At 39.3% G+C, this 17,229-nt stretch carries 14 protein-coding genes; 10 read left to right on the top strand and 4 right to left on the bottom strand.

Features of this window, described 5'->3' with window-relative positions:
* Positions 1-67: 67 nt before the first annotated feature.
* From CH377_RS14535 to CH377_RS14525, 3 genes are all read right to left on the bottom strand, one after another.
* Complete coding sequence (locus CH377_RS14535; protein ID WP_100724488.1) at positions 68-817, bottom strand: SDR family NAD(P)-dependent oxidoreductase; 750 nt, start codon at positions 815-817, stop codon at positions 68-70.
* A gap of 134 nt (positions 818-951) precedes the next feature.
* Positions 952-1,254: an ArsR/SmtB family transcription factor gene (locus CH377_RS14530; RefSeq protein ID WP_100724487.1), complete on the bottom strand. Its 303-nt coding sequence runs from the start codon at positions 1,252-1,254 to the stop codon at positions 952-954.
* 95 nt (positions 1,255-1,349) lie between these two features.
* The gene (locus tag CH377_RS14525) at positions 1,350-4,487 is read right to left on the bottom strand and encodes a DUF1554 domain-containing protein (RefSeq protein ID WP_100724486.1); all 3,138 of its coding nucleotides are present in this window, start codon (positions 4,485-4,487) and stop codon (positions 1,350-1,352) included.
* 275 nt (positions 4,488-4,762) lie between these two features.
* Between CH377_RS14525 and CH377_RS14520 the strand changes: the two genes are divergently transcribed.
* The 6 genes from CH377_RS14520 (at position 4,763) to CH377_RS14495 (ending at position 12,979) form a co-directional block, all read left to right on the top strand.
* Positions 4,763-5,440, top strand: coding sequence for an OmpA family protein (locus tag CH377_RS14520; protein WP_243402116.1), 678 nt, complete (start codon positions 4,763-4,765; stop codon positions 5,438-5,440).
* A 10-nt stretch (positions 5,441-5,450) separates the two neighbouring features.
* On the top strand, positions 5,451-6,641 hold the full coding sequence (locus CH377_RS14515; RefSeq protein WP_100724485.1) for a hypothetical protein: 1,191 nt from the start codon (positions 5,451-5,453) through the stop codon (positions 6,639-6,641).
* 147 nt (positions 6,642-6,788) lie between these two features.
* Complete coding sequence (locus CH377_RS14510) at positions 6,789-7,613, top strand: CheR family methyltransferase (RefSeq protein WP_100724484.1); 825 nt, start codon at positions 6,789-6,791, stop codon at positions 7,611-7,613.
* Between the two features lie 18 nt (positions 7,614-7,631).
* Entirely contained in the window at positions 7,632-8,201 is a 570-nt protein-coding gene (locus CH377_RS14505; RefSeq protein WP_100724483.1) for a chemotaxis protein CheB, read from the top strand.
* Between the two features lies 1 nt (position 8,202).
* Positions 8,203-11,847 carry a response regulator gene (locus CH377_RS14500; protein ID WP_100724482.1) on the top strand — a complete coding sequence of 1,215 codons (3,645 nt, stop codon included), beginning with the start codon at positions 8,203-8,205 and terminating at the stop codon, positions 11,845-11,847.
* A 4-nt stretch (positions 11,848-11,851) separates the two neighbouring features.
* Positions 11,852-12,979, top strand: a complete 1,128-nt coding sequence (locus CH377_RS14495; RefSeq protein WP_100724481.1) for a sensor histidine kinase — start codon at positions 11,852-11,854, stop codon at positions 12,977-12,979.
* Between the two features lie 2 nt (positions 12,980-12,981).
* Here the strand turns inward: CH377_RS14495 and soxR are convergent, their stop codons facing one another.
* On the bottom strand, positions 12,982-13,434 hold the full coding sequence (soxR, locus tag CH377_RS14490) for a redox-sensitive transcriptional activator SoxR (RefSeq protein ID WP_100724480.1): 453 nt from the start codon (positions 13,432-13,434) through the stop codon (positions 12,982-12,984).
* Between the two features lie 186 nt (positions 13,435-13,620).
* Between soxR and CH377_RS14485 the strand changes: the two genes are divergently transcribed.
* The 4 genes from CH377_RS14485 (at position 13,621) to CH377_RS14470 (ending at position 17,225) form a co-directional block, all read left to right on the top strand.
* Positions 13,621-14,217: an NADPH-dependent FMN reductase gene (locus tag CH377_RS14485; RefSeq protein WP_100724479.1), complete on the top strand. Its 597-nt coding sequence runs from the start codon at positions 13,621-13,623 to the stop codon at positions 14,215-14,217.
* Positions 14,218-14,233: 16 nt separating this feature from the next.
* Positions 14,234-15,493 (top strand): MFS transporter, encoded by a 1,260-nt coding sequence (locus tag CH377_RS14480; RefSeq protein WP_100724478.1) that lies wholly within the window; start codon positions 14,234-14,236, stop codon positions 15,491-15,493.
* Between the two features lie 100 nt (positions 15,494-15,593).
* On the top strand, positions 15,594-15,986 hold the full coding sequence (locus CH377_RS14475; RefSeq protein ID WP_100724477.1) for an OsmC family protein: 393 nt from the start codon (positions 15,594-15,596) through the stop codon (positions 15,984-15,986).
* 90 nt (positions 15,987-16,076) lie between these two features.
* Positions 16,077-17,225, top strand: coding sequence for an OTU domain-containing protein (locus CH377_RS14470; protein WP_100724476.1), 1,149 nt, complete (start codon positions 16,077-16,079; stop codon positions 17,223-17,225).
* Positions 17,226-17,229: the final 4 nt, after the last annotated feature.

The following is a 17,229-nucleotide window of genomic DNA, read 5'->3' as shown; positions in this document are numbered from 1 at the left end:
AAGTGATCTACTCGAATTTTATGGTTTCATTCACAAACTAATCATACCCCGAAACACTCAAAAAATTTTATCTAAAGCCACCGGATGCACTGATCCTTTCTCCCGTAAGCCAATAAGAATCCTCGGATGCCAAGAACAACGCAACCTTTGCTATGTCTTCGGGTTGTCCTAACCTTCCTAGTGGAGTTTTGGAAACGATCATTTTTTCCATATCACTTCCTATCATTCCAAGTCTATGAGCTCCTTCTGTTTCCACACCACCCGGTGCGATCGTATTCACTCTGATCTTTTTGGAACTCAGCTCTAAAGCTAATACTTGGGATACAGTATCCAACGCACCCTTAGTGGAAGCATATACAACTGAATTTGGAACAGGATTATCGCTCACTATGGAACTGATATTGATCACTGATCCACCTTCCGGAGAAAAATGGTTCAGAGATTCCTGAGTGGCAAGTATAGGACCTAGAACATTCGTATTCATTTGTCTATGAAACTCATCTTCCGTTACCGCTTCTAAGGGAGCGAACTCGAATACACCTGCATTATTCACTAGGATATTTACCGAACCGAAAGCCTTTTTCGTTTCTGAAAATAATCGTTTAACGTCGGAAGACTTAGACATATCACCTTGGACTGCGATTGCTTTGCCTCCGTTTTTTTCGATCTCTGCAACGACCTTATCTGCACCTTCCTTGCTGGAAGAATAATTAACAACTACGGATGCACCTGCTGAACCTAATGTTTTAGCGATACTTGCTCCAATCCCTTTGGAAGCTCCTGTTACCACCGCGACTTTACCTTTTAACTGACTCATAAGATCACTCCTGAATATTAGGATCTAATTAATTTTATAGTTAGACAAGTATCGAAGTATTTGTTTTTAAAATATTTAGATAATTCGATAATTATCAAATTAACGAAACTAGAATGAGCGTCGGTCGGTTCGATCTAAATCTGGGAAAGTTTGTCCAGATAGGCCTTGAATATATCCCTTCTTAGGGTGATACTTACGAATTTGCCTTCTTTGGAGGTTTCTATCAAGCCCGCATTTTCCAGTTCTTTAATATGGTGGGAGAGGGTGGCTGGGCTTATATCTTGGGACTTATTCAGAGTGCTGCAAGCAGTCGGTTCGTTTTTGGAACCGATACATTGTAAAAGCTGGAATCTCCTAGGTTCGGCAAGGGCCCTGGAAATTTTAGTAAATTCCTTTTCAGTGAGTTTAACTGGCTTATGGTTCGGCACTCTCTCCATGTTTCATTCTTTAGACGGTCCTGTCTAAAGAAATTTTCGATTTTAAGAGTATGTAAGGTGGGCTCTCCGGTCTTTATACGCAGAGAGCCTTGTCCTTATTGTTGGACGCAGATAAACTTTTTGGAAACGGAACAGCTATCATTTCCTGAACTGATTGCCCCGGATCCTAATGCGTTTCCGATCCCGTACTGTCCCGTAATACCGGAAGTAATATCATCGGTCCACATATTACAGTGATTACTTGCGGTAGTCCAATTCGAATTTAATCCTGTCCAGAAAGAATCCGACCCGCTTCCGCTAAATGCAGTTGTCAAACTTCCAAAGCTGAAAAATTTGAATGAATTCGTAGTAAATACTTTATTAGAATAAGGTAAACTACCTGTCTTTAGATAATAATCTCTGTTTGCATCCAAAACCCAGTTGGTTTGACCGGTCGCATTCGTTCCGGTTGTGGTGGCAATCCTGGTGGAACCATCCACGATCAAAGCTTTATAGGTAGCACTTCCCATATCTGTAGGTTTGTTTGCATCTGCACCATCGTTACAACTATCGTCTGCAACAGTCATGCCCGAGTTCAGGTTTCCACTTTTTGTAAGGGAAGTGATCCAAATTAACTTATCATTGTCCAAGTTTTGGACCCCACAATAATCAGGAGGTTGATACTGGTCGAAAGTTGCATCACTACTTGTGAGAAGACTGAAAGATACACAACTACTTTGGGTGCCATCCACTCTATTATCGTTCTTGCCTGTGATCGTTATAGTTTTATTCACATTATAATCGGAAGAAGTAAATGTTAGGCTTGTAGGGCTCACGCTTGCACATTCTGTGCTTCCGGATTTACAAGAAAGAGTGAAAGTGACATCTCCGGTAGGCGGAGAGGAAAGTCCCAGTTTTACTTTAAAGGTCGCACTTGTTCCATCTTCGCTCGTATCCCCGCTTATATTCGAAAATGTTAATACTTGTTCATCGTCGATATTTCGGATAGGTGTAGAAGGTGTGGTATACGTCAATCCACCGGTGGCTGCGCCGTAAATTATATTGTATAGGACATTCCCATCTACGAGAGCATCATCCACACCGGTAGCTACGATTTTATTCGTTCCGGAAGAGATCATCGTGTTCCAGTTTCCGGAAGTGATGGTTGCAGAAGCAGTCACATTTCCTTCCGTAGTATCATCACTGGAAGCAGTAACAGTTACGTTAGAGCTTGGAGAAGATTGTGTGATCAGATATATAGTAGCAGTTCCTCCTCCTTCACTTGTGGAGAAACCTCCGGATCTTCTACAAGAAGAAATGAGATTGGAAACATCATTATCACAACTATAATACACGAAAGAAGGATTTTTGACGAATGTAGCGTTTCCATACTTAGTATCTGTTGTTGTAGTGGAAGTCGAAACCGTATAATCGTGATTTCCTTCGTTAGCGCCATTGGAATTTCCGGTTACGGTAATTTCCCTATCCTGATTCCATCCGCCTGCTACATTCTTAGAAGGAGTGAAAACTAAGGTAGAAGTATTTAAAACTCCATCGTTAGTTGTACTTCCGCTAGAAAGATTTAGAGTAACATTGGAAAGAGGTTGGGACCTCAATCGGATTGTGAACTTGGAATAAGTTTGAGGATCCAGTTTAGCGGAATCATCTGTAGCAAAACCATTGATAGAAACGGAAGAATTACTTGTGAGAGTGGTATTTCCATTTGCAAATATCACATAGCCGGCAGTGTCGTCGTCCAAATTGTTTACTGTAACAAAATTCGGACTAGGGGTTCTATTATTATATTTGGAATCGGAACTTGTCGCCTTATTAACTCCGATCTGGTATTGTACATTTCCATCCATCACATCGTCATCCACTCCGGTAACCACCACTGATTGAGGTGTGTTCCAGTTGGAAGGAGTGAATGTAACCTGAGTTTGGTCGATCGTGCCTTCTTGGTTGCTTAAATTTACCGAATCTTTCTTTTCGTTAAAGGAAACAGTAACGTTAGACGTAGGTTCACTTGTAAGAACTACTGTGAAGAACGCGTTTTGTCCGGCCTCATTGGTATTTGTGCTTAATGTAGAAACCGTGATCCCAGGACTATCATCATCCGTTATATTTGTTTTTACATCAGGAGGATTTTCATTTCCGTAATCTGTTGCGGTTCCTAAGATTATATTTACGATCACATTTCCGTCTGCAATCCCGTTATTTACAGGAGTGACTGTAACCGTCTGAGGAGTATTATAATTTGCAGGAGTAAACGTAAGTAGTGAAGTATCCACCGTTGCTCTTGATGGATTCGAGCTGGAAACAGGTATGGTCACATTGCCGGGAGGTTCGACAGTCAAAGTAACCGTAAATGTTTTAGCAGCTCCCGCCTCATTGATATTCAAAGTAGTAGGTGTGACTATTATAGCCGGTTCCTCGTAATCTATATTCGTAACGGAAACCGGAGGTAATATTATATTATTATAATTTATATCGGAACTCGTGGAGTTCCCTAAGTTGATCTTATATTGAATATTTCCGTCCGTAAGAACGTCGTCCACTCCGGTAATCGTAACTACCTGAGGAATATTGAAATTCCCATTAGTAAATGTTAAAGAAGAAGGGGATACGGTTCCTTCTGTCAAATCAGAACTTTGGATAGTAGGAATTACAACATTAGCGGAAGGAGCCTTGCTCAAGACCACGACAAAACTGGCGGTATTTCCTTTTTCAGTAGTGATCAGATCCTTTTTAGGAGAAACTACGATGCTATATGAATCGTCATCTATTACGGTAATCCCGATGGAAGGTGTATAAAGACCGTTATAGGATTTGTCTTCACTAGTTGCTTTACCTACATAAAGAGAAATATCCTTATTCCCCTCCACAGCTAAATTATCTATACCAGTAATCGTAATTGTCTGAGGAGAATCCCAGTTGCCTGCAGTAAAGGTTACTGTAGGAACAGAAATTGTTGCCCGATCCGTATGGCTTAAAGAAAGAGGCAAAGTCACGTCCGCCGTAGGTATCTTGTTTAATCGGATCTCTAGATCCAAGGTCCCATTTACCGGATTTTCAGGCACTACATAGGAATAATTGGGAGAAGAAACCGTAACTCCGTTCGCACTTTGGGAATATTTTTCACTTACCCCGGAGAGTATATAATCCAAAGAATTCGTCGAACCCTTACATTGGAGCAAAAGTAAAACCGAAAGAATAAAGATGGAAATAGGATGCCTTTTGCGGATTCGTTTCATCGACCTCGGTCCAATTGGGTTTCTATGATTAAGACTAGGCAATCTCAAATAGGTATTAACTCTAATCTTTTTCAGAAATTTCGGAAAAAAGTTTTAGACCATTCCTTAAGTGCCAAGGATTGATTTTGTTTTTAATAAAATATTAAAACTTACATAAGACTTTGCGAATATTATAAAAAAGTAGTATCTTGTCGAAGATGTTTCCTGCACAAGGGTCATAACTTTCTTATTCAAATCGTATTCGAGTGCTGATTATTAATTCTCGCATATCCTTCTTGCTCTTCCTAGTCGTATCATTTTTCTTTCTGGATTGTGCTCGGACCAGATATGCCATCGTAGAGTCTAAATCATTTCAAAAATTCTGCGGCTGTGTTCCGGAAGACGAAATACCTGCAAATTCCAAGGAAGAAGCGTTAGGTAAATTAAACGAAGGCTCTTTGGACGATCTAGGAACTCCTAATTATATGGAGATCATGTATCGAGGCTTAAAAAAAGCATTTGAGTATTCGGGAACTACATTTGAACAAACGGAAGAAGGACTAAAGGCTCCCGGAGTCGAACTAAAACGTATAGAAGAAGAGAAAAAGTTAAGAGAACTTTTGATCGTAATAGATGGAGACGTTGCATTTCCATCCGGAAGATCCACGTTAACTCCTAAAGCAAGGGATCTTATTTCTAAAATCGCCGATGCATTAGTTGCTTATCCTGAAACAAATGTGAGGATCGGAGGACATACGGATACTCCAGGTTCCTTCACTTCAAATCTAAAGTTAAGTAAAGAAAGATCCCAGGCAGTAAAACAAGAACTTAAACAATCCCATGAAATTGCAGAGGAAAGATTTAAGGAAGTAGATGGATACGCGGATCTGCGTAAGATAGTTGATACCTTCTTCTCTGAAAAAAAGAATCGAAGAACCGAGATCTATGTCGGAACAGTTCGGATCGTATACTAAGGGGATTCGAATGAGATTCTTTGTGATTTCGAATTTTAGGATTTTATTAAGTTTACTTTTATTTTTGTCTTTTACCATCCCGAATTTTTCCCAAGAGCCAGAAAAGACGGAACAACCTCTTCCTATTGCAAAGCAAGAAGAGGCCGCTAAAGAAACTTCTTCTTGGTTTAATGATCCTAACGATAAGTTTAGTAAAGTTTTCGAACATAGATTAATGTTCCGAATAGGTGTAGGGATTGGAAATCTTTCTCCTGCGGTATTGAATGAAACAGGACCGGCTTGGTCAAAGGATTCGATACTTAGGAATATAGTAGATCCCGATTCTCCTCCTTCTTTTCCTTATAAAGAAGCTAAATCGTTGGCGGTTCAAACTCAGGCTTGGGATATCAGTTATGGATGGAAAAATCGTTTCGAGATCCAATCTGCCAGAAATTCTTCATTAGGAAAATATGGTAAAGAAGAGCCTGCCTCTACGAATTTTTTCACTCCTAGGACGGATCTATACTGGGCTTCCGCATTCGAAGGAAACAGACTATTAAGATTCGACGGAATAAGTGATCATTTAAGATTTTCTTATATTCATCCTTTTACTTCCAGATTTAGGATCGGACCTTCCGTAAATTTTCATAGATACACGGAGCAGGATACGAGTTCCTATGGATCTTATTCTACTTCTCGCCCTGGTGCTCCGGTTCCGGATAAAGCTACCTGGTCTGTTGGTGGAAATGTAGAATCCAATTTTTCCATGAAAGGAATTCTTCCCGGGATCTACCTGAAATTTAAAATTACCGAATGGTGGGAGATCCGTTCTCGTTTGGAATATTTGGATCGAAAGGGTGATTTTTCGGCGATAGGCAGCCAGGTTTTACAAGAGTCGGTCTCGGGAGGGCCCGGAACTTATAGTATTTCAGTTCCGGCTTATGGAGGTAAGGTCTCCGATAAAGGGACTATCTTTATGTTCGAATCCTCGTTCAGATATTGTAGGTTTAGTCTCGATATAGGAATGATCCGTCAAGATATTACCAGAAGTTATTCTATGTACGTCGGGGATACGATTGGAACAGTCTCTACCAATGATTATCTATTACGTTTCCCGAATATAGATCTAGGTCAAATGAGCCATCATTCCAAACAGACCTTGACAGAAGTTTACATTATGCCCGGAGCTTCGTTTTTTTACGATTCAGACGGGATCTATTGATCCGTTCTACTTTTCAATTCTAACATAAAATCGCATAATTTGGGTTATTTTGACCCAAATTTGAAATAAATAGTTGATTTAAGTTTCCCAAAAACCGTAGAATATTCCCTCGGTTTGGCTCAGGGAAGTTTTATAAAATATTAAAGTATGGCAGCTAAGGATAGTACTGGGATAGAGATCGATTTATTATTGGAAGCACTCTATCAGAAATACGGGTACGACTTTAGGCAATATTCAGATGCTCATATAAAACGCAGGATCACGAATCGAATGGTATTATCAGGATATAATACAGTTTCGGAGATGCAGTTTCAACTTCTACATAATAAAAGTTTTGCGAACGATCTTTTGCATGATCTGTCCATCACAGTCACGGAGATGTTCCGAGATCCTAACTTTTATAGATCCGTTCGAGAAAAGATCATCCCTATCTTAAAAACATATCCTTTCATAAAGATCTGGCATGCAGGTTGTTCCACGGGAGAGGAGGTGTATTCCATGGCAATCCTTCTAACGGAAGAAGGTCTTATGGAGAGAGCAACAATTTACGCGACCGACTTCAATCAGAGGGCTTTAGACGAGGCTAAACAAGGAATATTTTCGAATAATCTAATAAAGGAATATACTTCCAATTACCAAGCTTCAGGGGGGAAAGCCTCTTTTTCGGATTATTATATCGCCGACGATAATATGGCAATCATGAATAAAAATCTCAAAAAGAATATAGTCTGGGCAAATCATAACCTGGTCACTGATAGCGTGTTTGCAGAGGTTCATATGATATTGTGTAGGAATGTGCTCATATATTTCAAAAGAGAACTTCAAAACAAGGTGCATCGTATGTTTTATGAAAGTTTAATAAATGGGGGAGTTCTTTGTTTGGGCTCCAAGGAAGGTATGTATTTCAGCGAGCTAAAGGACGTATACCAGGAGTTGGACGCAAAGCAGAAAATATTCAAGAAGAAGTATTAAGGATTTTTAAATCGATTTATGGGATACGGCGCAATTGTAATTGGAGTTTCTTCAGGAGGGTTAAACGCTCTTGCTAAAATTCTACCATCTTTACCCCAAAATTATCCTATCCCGATAGTAATCGTACAACATGTTAGCCCCCGTTCTGATGGATATTGGGTAGAGAGTATGGATAAGGTCTGTAAATTATTCGTTAAAGAAGCAGACGAAAAGGAAAGAATAGAAAGAGGAAATATTTATATGGCTCCTGCAAATTATCATCTATTGATAGAGAAAGACAAAACATTTTCCTTAAGTACTGACGCGAAGGTGAATTTTGCAAGACCATCTATAGATGTACTTTTTGAATCGGCGGCGGAAGTTTATGGAAAAGAATTGATAGGACTTATTTTAACAGGTTCCAATTCCGATGGTGCTTTGGGTCTGAGAAAAATAAAAGAAGAAGGTGGACTGACAATCGTACAAGATCCTGAAACTGCAGAATCATCTTCTATGCCTGCACATGCGATCTCCACTTCTTCCGTGGATTATATTCTTCCTTTGGAAGAAATACAGAAATTATTAATTAAGTTAGGCGAGAGTAATTGAAGTGGATTTCAAAAAATTAACGATCCGGGCCAAACTTTCTCTAGGTTTTTCCGTTTTACTCGCGATATTCGTGGGCACTTCTATATTTGTGATCAATCAGCTTTCGGAATCGAATTTGCGTTTAGTGCAGATTGTAGACGGATCCGCCAAAAGAGTGAATTTATCTAACGAGATAATGATCGCTCTACTTGATTCCACCCGTCACGAAAAGAATATCATTATCGAACGACGTGCTGCTGAGATGCTTTATTTTAAAGACCGTTTTCAGAAGGCCAGTGATACTGTAGATGATAAAATTGTACAGTTAACCGAATTATCCGACGCAGAAGGAAGAGGTTTGTTGGAGGAGTTTAAGGAAAGCTGGAAACGTTTAAAAAAATACCAAGAACAGATCGTTTCTTTCGCACTTAAAAATCAGAATGACAAGGCGTTTGAGATATCAGCAGGAGAAGGGCTGATCGTCCGTGATCTTGCTACGAAACAGTTTTCTCGCATTGTCGAACGGAACGAAAAATTAATGGATCTGGAGAAAAAGAAAAATATATCAGATTTTCAATATACTTTCGCTTTTTTGATCTTCTTGGTTATCGTATCCGTCATAATCGTTATCGTAATATTCCTCTGGATCGTAAAAAGTGTAGCCGAAAGAATTAATTTTATAGCCCAAAAAGCGGAAATGATCGCAGCCAGAGAATCTACCGATCAGATATTAGTGGATGATGCCAAGGACGAATTAAAATTGATATTTGATTCCTTGGTTAATATTAATGAAAGTTTTAAAGAAGTAACGTATAACGCAAACAATGTAGCGTCCGGAAATTATTCCGTAGATTTAGTTCCCAGATCCGAAAAGGATATTTTGGGAACAGCATTGGTGAAGATGACCCAAGCTCTTCGCCTTACAACCTCAGAAAACGATAGGCATAATTGGCTTACCCAGGGCCAAAATCAATTGAATGAAAAATTAAAGGGAGACCAAAGTTTAGAAGACCTTGCCCAGGGTACCATTACGTTTTTGGGAAATTATTTAGGAATCAGAGTCGGTGCGATGTATCTTTTGGATGAAAGAGATAAGTCGCTTAAATTGATTGGCGAGTATGCTTTTACCGGCGGTAAAATTTCTGAAAAATTTTCCCTAAAAGAAGGTTTAGTCGGTCAGGCAGCCTTCGAGCAAAAAACCATTTTATTAACGGATCTAAAAGAAGAACAGATCCGAGTAATATCTTCATTTTTAGATACAAAGCCAACTAATGTGCTCGTAATTCCTTTTTTATATGAAGGCCAAACTTTAGGAGTGGTCGAGGTTGGAAAATTGAGTCAGTTCACTGAGCTGGAACTAGAGTTTTGCCAGAACTGCATGGAGAATATTGGAATAAGCGTATATTCTGCAATTTCCAGAAAGAAGATCCAAGAATTACTGGAAGAAACACAGGCCCAAAGTGAGGAACTCCAAAGCCAGCAAGAAGAATTGAAACAAATGAATGAAGAGCTGGAGGAGCAGACTCAAGTTTTAAGACAACAACAAGAGGAACTTAGGATCACTAACGAAGAGTTAGAAGAGCAAACCCAAGCTTTAGAAATAAGAAATAAGGAAGTGGAGGATGCAAGATCAGATATAGAACAAAAAAGTAAACAATTAGAGATTAGCAGTAAATACAAATCTGAATTTTTAGCCAATATGTCCCATGAACTAAGGACTCCGTTGAATAGCCTTTTGATCCTATCCAAGGATCTTTCCGAAAACAATAAAAAGAACCTGAGTGATGATCAGGTAGAAAGCGCGAATATCATTTATAAAAGCGGACAAGATCTATTGGCCCTCATAAATGAAGTATTAGATCTTTCTAAAATTGAATCCGGTAAGATGCAGGTTAATGTAGAGAGAGTCTCCGTTAGGAAACTTGTGGATTCTTTGCTGAAAGATTTTAAACATCAGGCAGATAGAAAAAAATTAAGTTTGATCGGTTTTGTTTCCGAGGATTGTCCCGAGTATATTTCTACGGATTCTCAACGTTTGAACCAAATCCTCAAAAATCTATTATCTAATTCTTTAAAATTCACGGAAAAAGGAAAGATTAGTATAGAGATCCGCCCAGAGGGATATCAAAAAATCTTAATATCAGTTTCAGACACAGGAATTGGTATCCCGGAAGAAAAACAAATGTCAATATTCGAAGCATTCCAGCAGGCGGATGGAAGTACTTCTCGTAAATATGGAGGAACAGGCCTTGGATTATCTATCTCCAGGGAATTGGCTAAAATTTTAAGAGGCCATATTAGTTTAGAAAGTAAGGTTAATCAGGGATCCATTTTTTCTCTTTTAATACCTTTGGAAATGAAACCGGAAAATGTGACTACTCCGGCCGAAAGAAAAGTTCCTGTAACCGAGCAAATGTCGGATCCTATTCCTAAAAATTCTCGATTTATCAATTCTCCGAATGCGGAAGACGATAGGGAGGGTATTTCAGAAAACGATAAAGTAGTATTGATCGTAGAAGACGATTTGAAATTTGCATCCGTTCTGATCAAGCAGGCTCATGATAAGGATTTTAAATGTCTATCTGCTTCTACGGGAGAAGACGGATTGATACTTGCAGAGAAATATTTGCCTAACGCTATCATTTTGGATCTGAATCTTCCTGGGATAAACGGAAATACGGTCCTGAACGAACTAAAATCTAACCCGAAAGTTAGGCATATTCCTGTTCATGTCATCTCGGGAAATGAGTATTCTATTGAGCCGATCAAAGAGGGGGCAGTGGAATATCTAGTTAAGCCGGTAAACAAAAAGGAATTGGAAGAGGCGTTTAATCGGATAGAGAACTTCATCAATCGAAAGATGAAAAACCTTTTAATCGTTGAAGACGATGATAATTCCAGGATTGCGATGAGAAAGTTAATCGGAAACGGGGACGTAAAATGTTTCGAAGCGAGTAATGGCAGGGATGCTATTAAGGCTTATCAGGAAAATTATTTCGATTGTATAGTCTTGGATATAGGTCTTCCGGATATGAGTGGATTCGAACTTATTTATGAGCTGGAGAAGATAAAAGGCCAAACTACGCCTCCGATCATTATTTATACAGGGAAAGAGCTTACCAGGGACGAGAATGCGGAACTACAAAAGTATGCGGAGAGTATCATTATTAAAGGAGTTAAATCGGAAGAAAGACTCTTGGATGAAACCGCACTCTTCCTACATAGGACCATCAGTAAACTTCCGGAAGGAAAACAAAAGATCATAAACAATCTATACGATAAGGAAGCGATCTTTCAGAAAAAGAAAGTCCTACTTGTTGATGATGATATGAGAAACGTATTCGCATTATCTAAAATTCTAAAGGATAGAGGAATGGAAGTTTATAAGGCGGATAATGGAATTACCGCTCTAAGCTCTCTGGATTCACAGCAAGATATGGATATTGTTCTAATGGATATAATGATGCCGGAGTTGGACGGTTATGAAACCATGAGAAGGATCCGATCCGAAAGAAAATATGATAAACTTCCGATCATTGCCTTAACTGCCAAAGCCATGAAGGACGATCGGCAGAAATGTATAGATGCAGGTGCGAATGATTATATCTCAAAGCCCGTCGACGTAGAAAGGTTACTTTCTCTGATGAGAGTTTGGCTGAGCAGGTGAGCCGATGAATACCAGACCTAAAATACTGATCGTAGATGATAGGCCGGAAAATCTTGTGGCCTTGGAAACAGTTTTAAAGGACCTGGATGTGGAGTTGATCCGCGCCCTGAGTGGGAACGAGGCTTTAAAGGCAACCTTACATAACGATTTTGCGTTGGCATTATTAGATATCCAGATGCCGGAAATGGACGGATACGAACTTGCAAGTATCCTAAGAGAAGAGGAGAAGACCGCAAGACTTCCTTTTATTTTTATCTCAGCGGTATATACGGATAATTTGAACGTATTTAAAGGTTATGAAAGAGGTGCATTCAGCTTTATTACTAAACCTTTCGAACCTCAGATATTAAGGAACAAGGTCAAATTTTTCGTAGATAAACATTTACAGGAAATCTCACTTCATGTCCTGAACGAGGATCTTAAGAAGAAAAACGATGAATTGGAAAATGCAAACAAGGAGTTGGATGCATTCTGTTATTCCGTTTCTCATGATCTAAGAGGACCATTACGTGCTATCGAAGGTTTTACCAAAATCCTTTACGAAGATCATGTCAAGGACCTGAACGAAGACGCAAAACATTTATTGGATGTGATAGTTGGAAGCACTCAGAAGATGGATAAGCTGATAGATAGTCTTCTTTTGCTTTCTAGAACTGGTAAAAAAGAAATCACTAAAACGATAGTGAACATTTCGGAATTGGTCGAACATACATTGCATGAACTTAGATCGGATACGCAGAATGGAAAAACTAAAATACAGGTCGGTGAATTGTCCCCTGCGATGGGGGATGTATCGTTACTTGAGCAGGTTTTTGTTAATCTAATATCTAACGCGATCAAATACTCATCTAAAAAAGAAGAGCCGATCGTTGAAATAGGATGTAACGCATCGAATGGAGAGAACGTTTACTTTGTTAAGGATAACGGCGCCGGTTTTAATATGAAATATCAGAATAGACTTTTTGGCGTGTTTCAACGATTACATGATAATAGGGATTTTGAAGGTGTGGGTATCGGACTTGCAATCGTACATAGGATCATTTCTAGGCATGGTGGAAAAGTTTGGGCAGAAGGTGAGGTGGGCAAGGGTGCAACCTTCTATATTACCCTTCCTCAGATCCAAGAAATTTAATTTTATTTTTTAGGTTTACCCATCCAACGTAAAGGACCACTTCCGTATCTTCCCAGCTTATCTTGAGGGTTTGCTAATTTACATGTAAGTAGAGAAAGGCAACCACAACCGATACAAACGGAAAGTCCGTTTTTTAATCTGTGAAGTTCCGCTATCTTCTCCTCTATACGTAAACTCCAGGTTTTAGAAAGTTTGGACCAATCCTGCCCGTTAGGAGTATGATCTTCCGGAAGTTTTGCGATCTCTGCAGCAATCTCATCCAAGGAGAGTCCTACTCTTTGTGCAAATACTACAAAAGCTATCCTTCTTAAAACATGTCTGGGATATTGTCTATGGCCGGAACCCGCTCTTACGGAACGGATCAGTCCTCTTTCTTCATAAAAACGTAATGCAGAAGAGGCGACCCCGCTTCTTTTGGATACCTGTCCGATACTTAAAAATTCGTCCTTATCCACCACATTCCCCCAAATCTAAACTTAAAGTGAACTTTAACTATAAATTCTACCAAAACGGCATTCTGAACACAAACATTTTCAAATTTTTTCGGGAAAAATCGTAAAAAAACTAATATGCGCTCTTTACTTCAAGTTCACTTTAACTTGTAGAATATTCTCAGCCAAATAAAGAAAGGGTGTTCTATAATGTTATTAGAAAAAATCAGTACCGGCTCCGGCCTAAGATTAGGAATTATATTAGCTAGTACCAGAAAGGGTAGATTTGGAGAAACGGTAGCGAAATGGTTCGAGGAGATCTCTAAACAAGATTACAGATTCGAGACTGATTTAATAGATCTTTCCGAATTTTCTTTGCCTTGGGACATGTCAAAGGATATGGACTCGGATCTTCCTATATTCTCGGATAGAATAGCAGAAGCAGATGTTTTTGTAGTAATTACACCGGAGTATAACCACGGATATCCTGCGTATTTAAAGTTGGCAATTGACTCACTTCATGAAGAATGGAATGCGAAGCCTCTTGGGTTCGTTTCCTATGGAGGAAGTTCCGGCGGTTTAAGAGCGGTAGAGCAACTTCGTAATGTATTTGCGGAATTGAGAATGACTACCATTCGAGACTGTGTTAGTTTTCATTGGGCTCACGCCAGGTTTCATAACGGAAGACCTACAGAGGAACATCGTTATGCATCTTCGGCTGAGAAATTATTGAATGAATTGTATTGGTGGGGAAACGTTTTGAAACAAGCTAGAATGAATTTCCCACGATCCGTTCTGAGGTCCTGATTTTTAAGGAATAAATATGAAATTTACGTTTAGTAAATACCAAATCTTTGTAGTAGCCTTATTGGCATTTATCCAATTCACAGTGGTTCTGGATTTTATGATCTTATCTCCATTAGGAGTTCAGGTCATGGACCAACTAAAAATATCCACAACGAAGTTCGGTCTGGTAGTTTCCGCTTATGCATTTAGCGCGGGGATTTCAGGGATCTTGGCCGCCGGTTTTGCGGACAGATTCGATCGTAAAAAGATGCTTCTATTCTTTTATACCGGTTTTGTTTTAGGAACTGTCCTTTGTGGGATCGCACCGAATTACGAATTTCTACTATTTGCAAGAATTGTAACAGGTCTTTTCGGTGGGGTGATCGCTTCTATCAGTTTTGCGATCATTGCGGATCTATTTCCTATGGAAGCAAGAGGAAGAGTGATGGGGCTTGTTATGACTGCATTTGCAGCTAGCCAAGTTTTCGGTCTTCCGATTGGAGTGTTTTTCTCCAATCTTTGGGGATGGCAGTCTCCTTTTTGGATGATAGCTATCATTAGTGGTCTTGTAGGAATTGCGGCTCTAATTAAGTTGGAACCGATCGTTTCTCACCTGAGTGAAAAGACGGAGAATAAAGCGATCAAACACTTGGCTGCAACTGCAGGAAATTCGAATTATCTTCCTGGATTTTTAGCAACAATGCTTTTAGCAACCGGCGGTTATATGCTTATGCCTTTCGGTTCTGCATTCAGTGTTCATAATTTAGGAATTACTTTAGAGGATCTTCCTTTAGTATATTTTGTGACCGGGGTTGTGAGTATGGCTGCAGGTCCTTTGATCGGCAGAGCAGCTGATAAATTTGGAAAATATCCAGTGTTCTTTATTTCTTCTCTAATCGCTTGCGGGATACTTTTCTATTACACTGCAATGGGGATTACTCCTCTTTGGTTTGTAATATTGATCAACTCTGCATTATTCGTAGTGATTACAGGTAGAGTGATTTCTGCCCAAGCATTGAATTCTGCAATGCCTGAGCTTAGAGATAGAGGCGCATATATGGCGATTAGCTCTTCTCTGCAACAGTTATCCGGAGGAATTGCTTCTTATGCGGCAGGACTTATCGTTGTCCAAACTCCGAGCGGGTATATCCAAGGTTATCCGAACCTAGGTTACGTTGTGGTTGTAGCTATTCTGATCACCGTGGCGATCATGTATAAGGTAAATGAATACGTTTCTTCTAAACATCCAGCGCCTGTAAAAAGTGAATCCGAGGCAGCTCTCGCTTCAGAAACCTAATAAACTTATATTCGAGAGAAGAAGATGCTCTTCTTCTCTCGAAATTCTAATCTCGATTTAAGATTGCATTTAAAAGCAGATTTCCTATTCTCTTTACTTTATGAGCGACATCGAAGTAACAGTACTTAGCACTCCGGAAAATTATAAGACGATCCTTCGTAGTAAGAACCATGAAGTAATCGCAGACGAATCTAAGGAAGATGGGGGAGGAGATCTGGGACCTTCTCCGCATGAATACCTTCTTCTTTCTTTGGGAGCCTGCACAGACATCACTATCAGAATGTATGCTCAAAGAAAGAAGATGGATCTGAAAGAAGTGATTGTAGAGTTGAATCTCACCAAATGGACAGATCATACTGAGATTGAAAGGACCGTAATATTAACGGGCAATTTGAGCGAGCAGGAAAGAGAAAGACTTTTACAAGTTGCAAATGCTTGTCCAGTCCACAAAACTCTCACCCATCCTATCCAGATAGAGACCAAACTGGGCTAAATTTAAATTTTTCCGCGCCTTCTGGTCGGTTCTTTAGGAAACGAAGATGCTGAAAACCGGGTCCAATAAATCGAATCTCTCTTCGATCGTATGAAATTCATATTCCCTAAGATTATTCCATTCTTCTTATCGTTCTCCCTCGTATTTTTAATTTCCTGCCTTTCTTCCGTAAAAGATCCAAAAGATGAGTTTGTATATGTACAAAACGTCCAGGGCAAAAGTGAAGAAGAATTAGAATTAAACGCAAAACGAAAAATTCTGGAGAATGGCATGGGAGAATTTATCCAAGGATCTTCTCAAGTCATTAGCGGTAGGTTGAAGGAAACTATCGTAAATTCTTATGTTGCGGGATTTGTGCTGGAATATTCTAAGATTGGTCCTACTCGCAAATTAGTTAATGGTATCTTGGAGATAGATGCAAAGGGAAAAGTGAACCAAAAAGCAATCCAAGACGCTGTCCAAGAAAGATATAGGGATATTGGAAAGCCGAAATTTTTAGTATTTATCGAAGAAAGAATATTAGGAAAACAAAATGTAAGGGAGAAGGTCGGGATCACCGAGAATGAGATCATACGGGTTTTTTCGGATTTCAACTTTTTAGATAAAAAACAATTTTATCGTGTTCTTTTTAAGGAAGGGAAGAAGGAACCGAGTACCTTTTCCGAAAACTCCTTTGAGGATAAAATATTATCTTTGGCTTCCGAGTCAGAGGCAGAGATCTTACTAGTGGGCCAAACAGAGGTCACCGATTTAGGAAAGATAGAAGATACAAATCTTCATTCTTACCAATCCGTTCTTAGATTCAAAATTTTTGACGTAAATACTGCACGGATCATCGCGGCAGATAATTCTTCAGGAGTTTCTCCTCATATAAATCCGAATACTGGGATCCAAGAATCTATCAAAAGATCAGTGGAAAAAGCTTATCCTAAAATAAAAGAACAGATCTCTGAAAAATGGAAACCGGGGAATCTGATCCGGATCAAAATAGAAGGATTGAGTTATGATGATTATTTGGATAAGGATGTGCAAGGGATTATAAGAACAATCCAAGGGGTCAATCGAGTAAACGAAACCTCCAGTTCCGACCGGAATAATGGTATTGTTTTAGAAGTTGAAGCATTATATAACGGTGGAACCTTGTATCAAAAGCTTAGAGAAAGAAAAGAAGATTTTGGTCTGGAATTTTCTCTAAAGGAGGTAAAGTCCTCTTATATCCGTTTATTCTTTAAAAAATAGGAAT

The sequence above is a fragment of the Leptospira haakeii genome (genome assembly GCF_002812045.1).
GTDB lineage: Bacteria > Spirochaetota > Leptospiria > Leptospirales > Leptospiraceae > Leptospira_B > Leptospira_B haakeii.
Note: the sequence above shows the minus strand (reverse complement) of the source record. Positions and strands in the feature narration are given on the sequence as shown.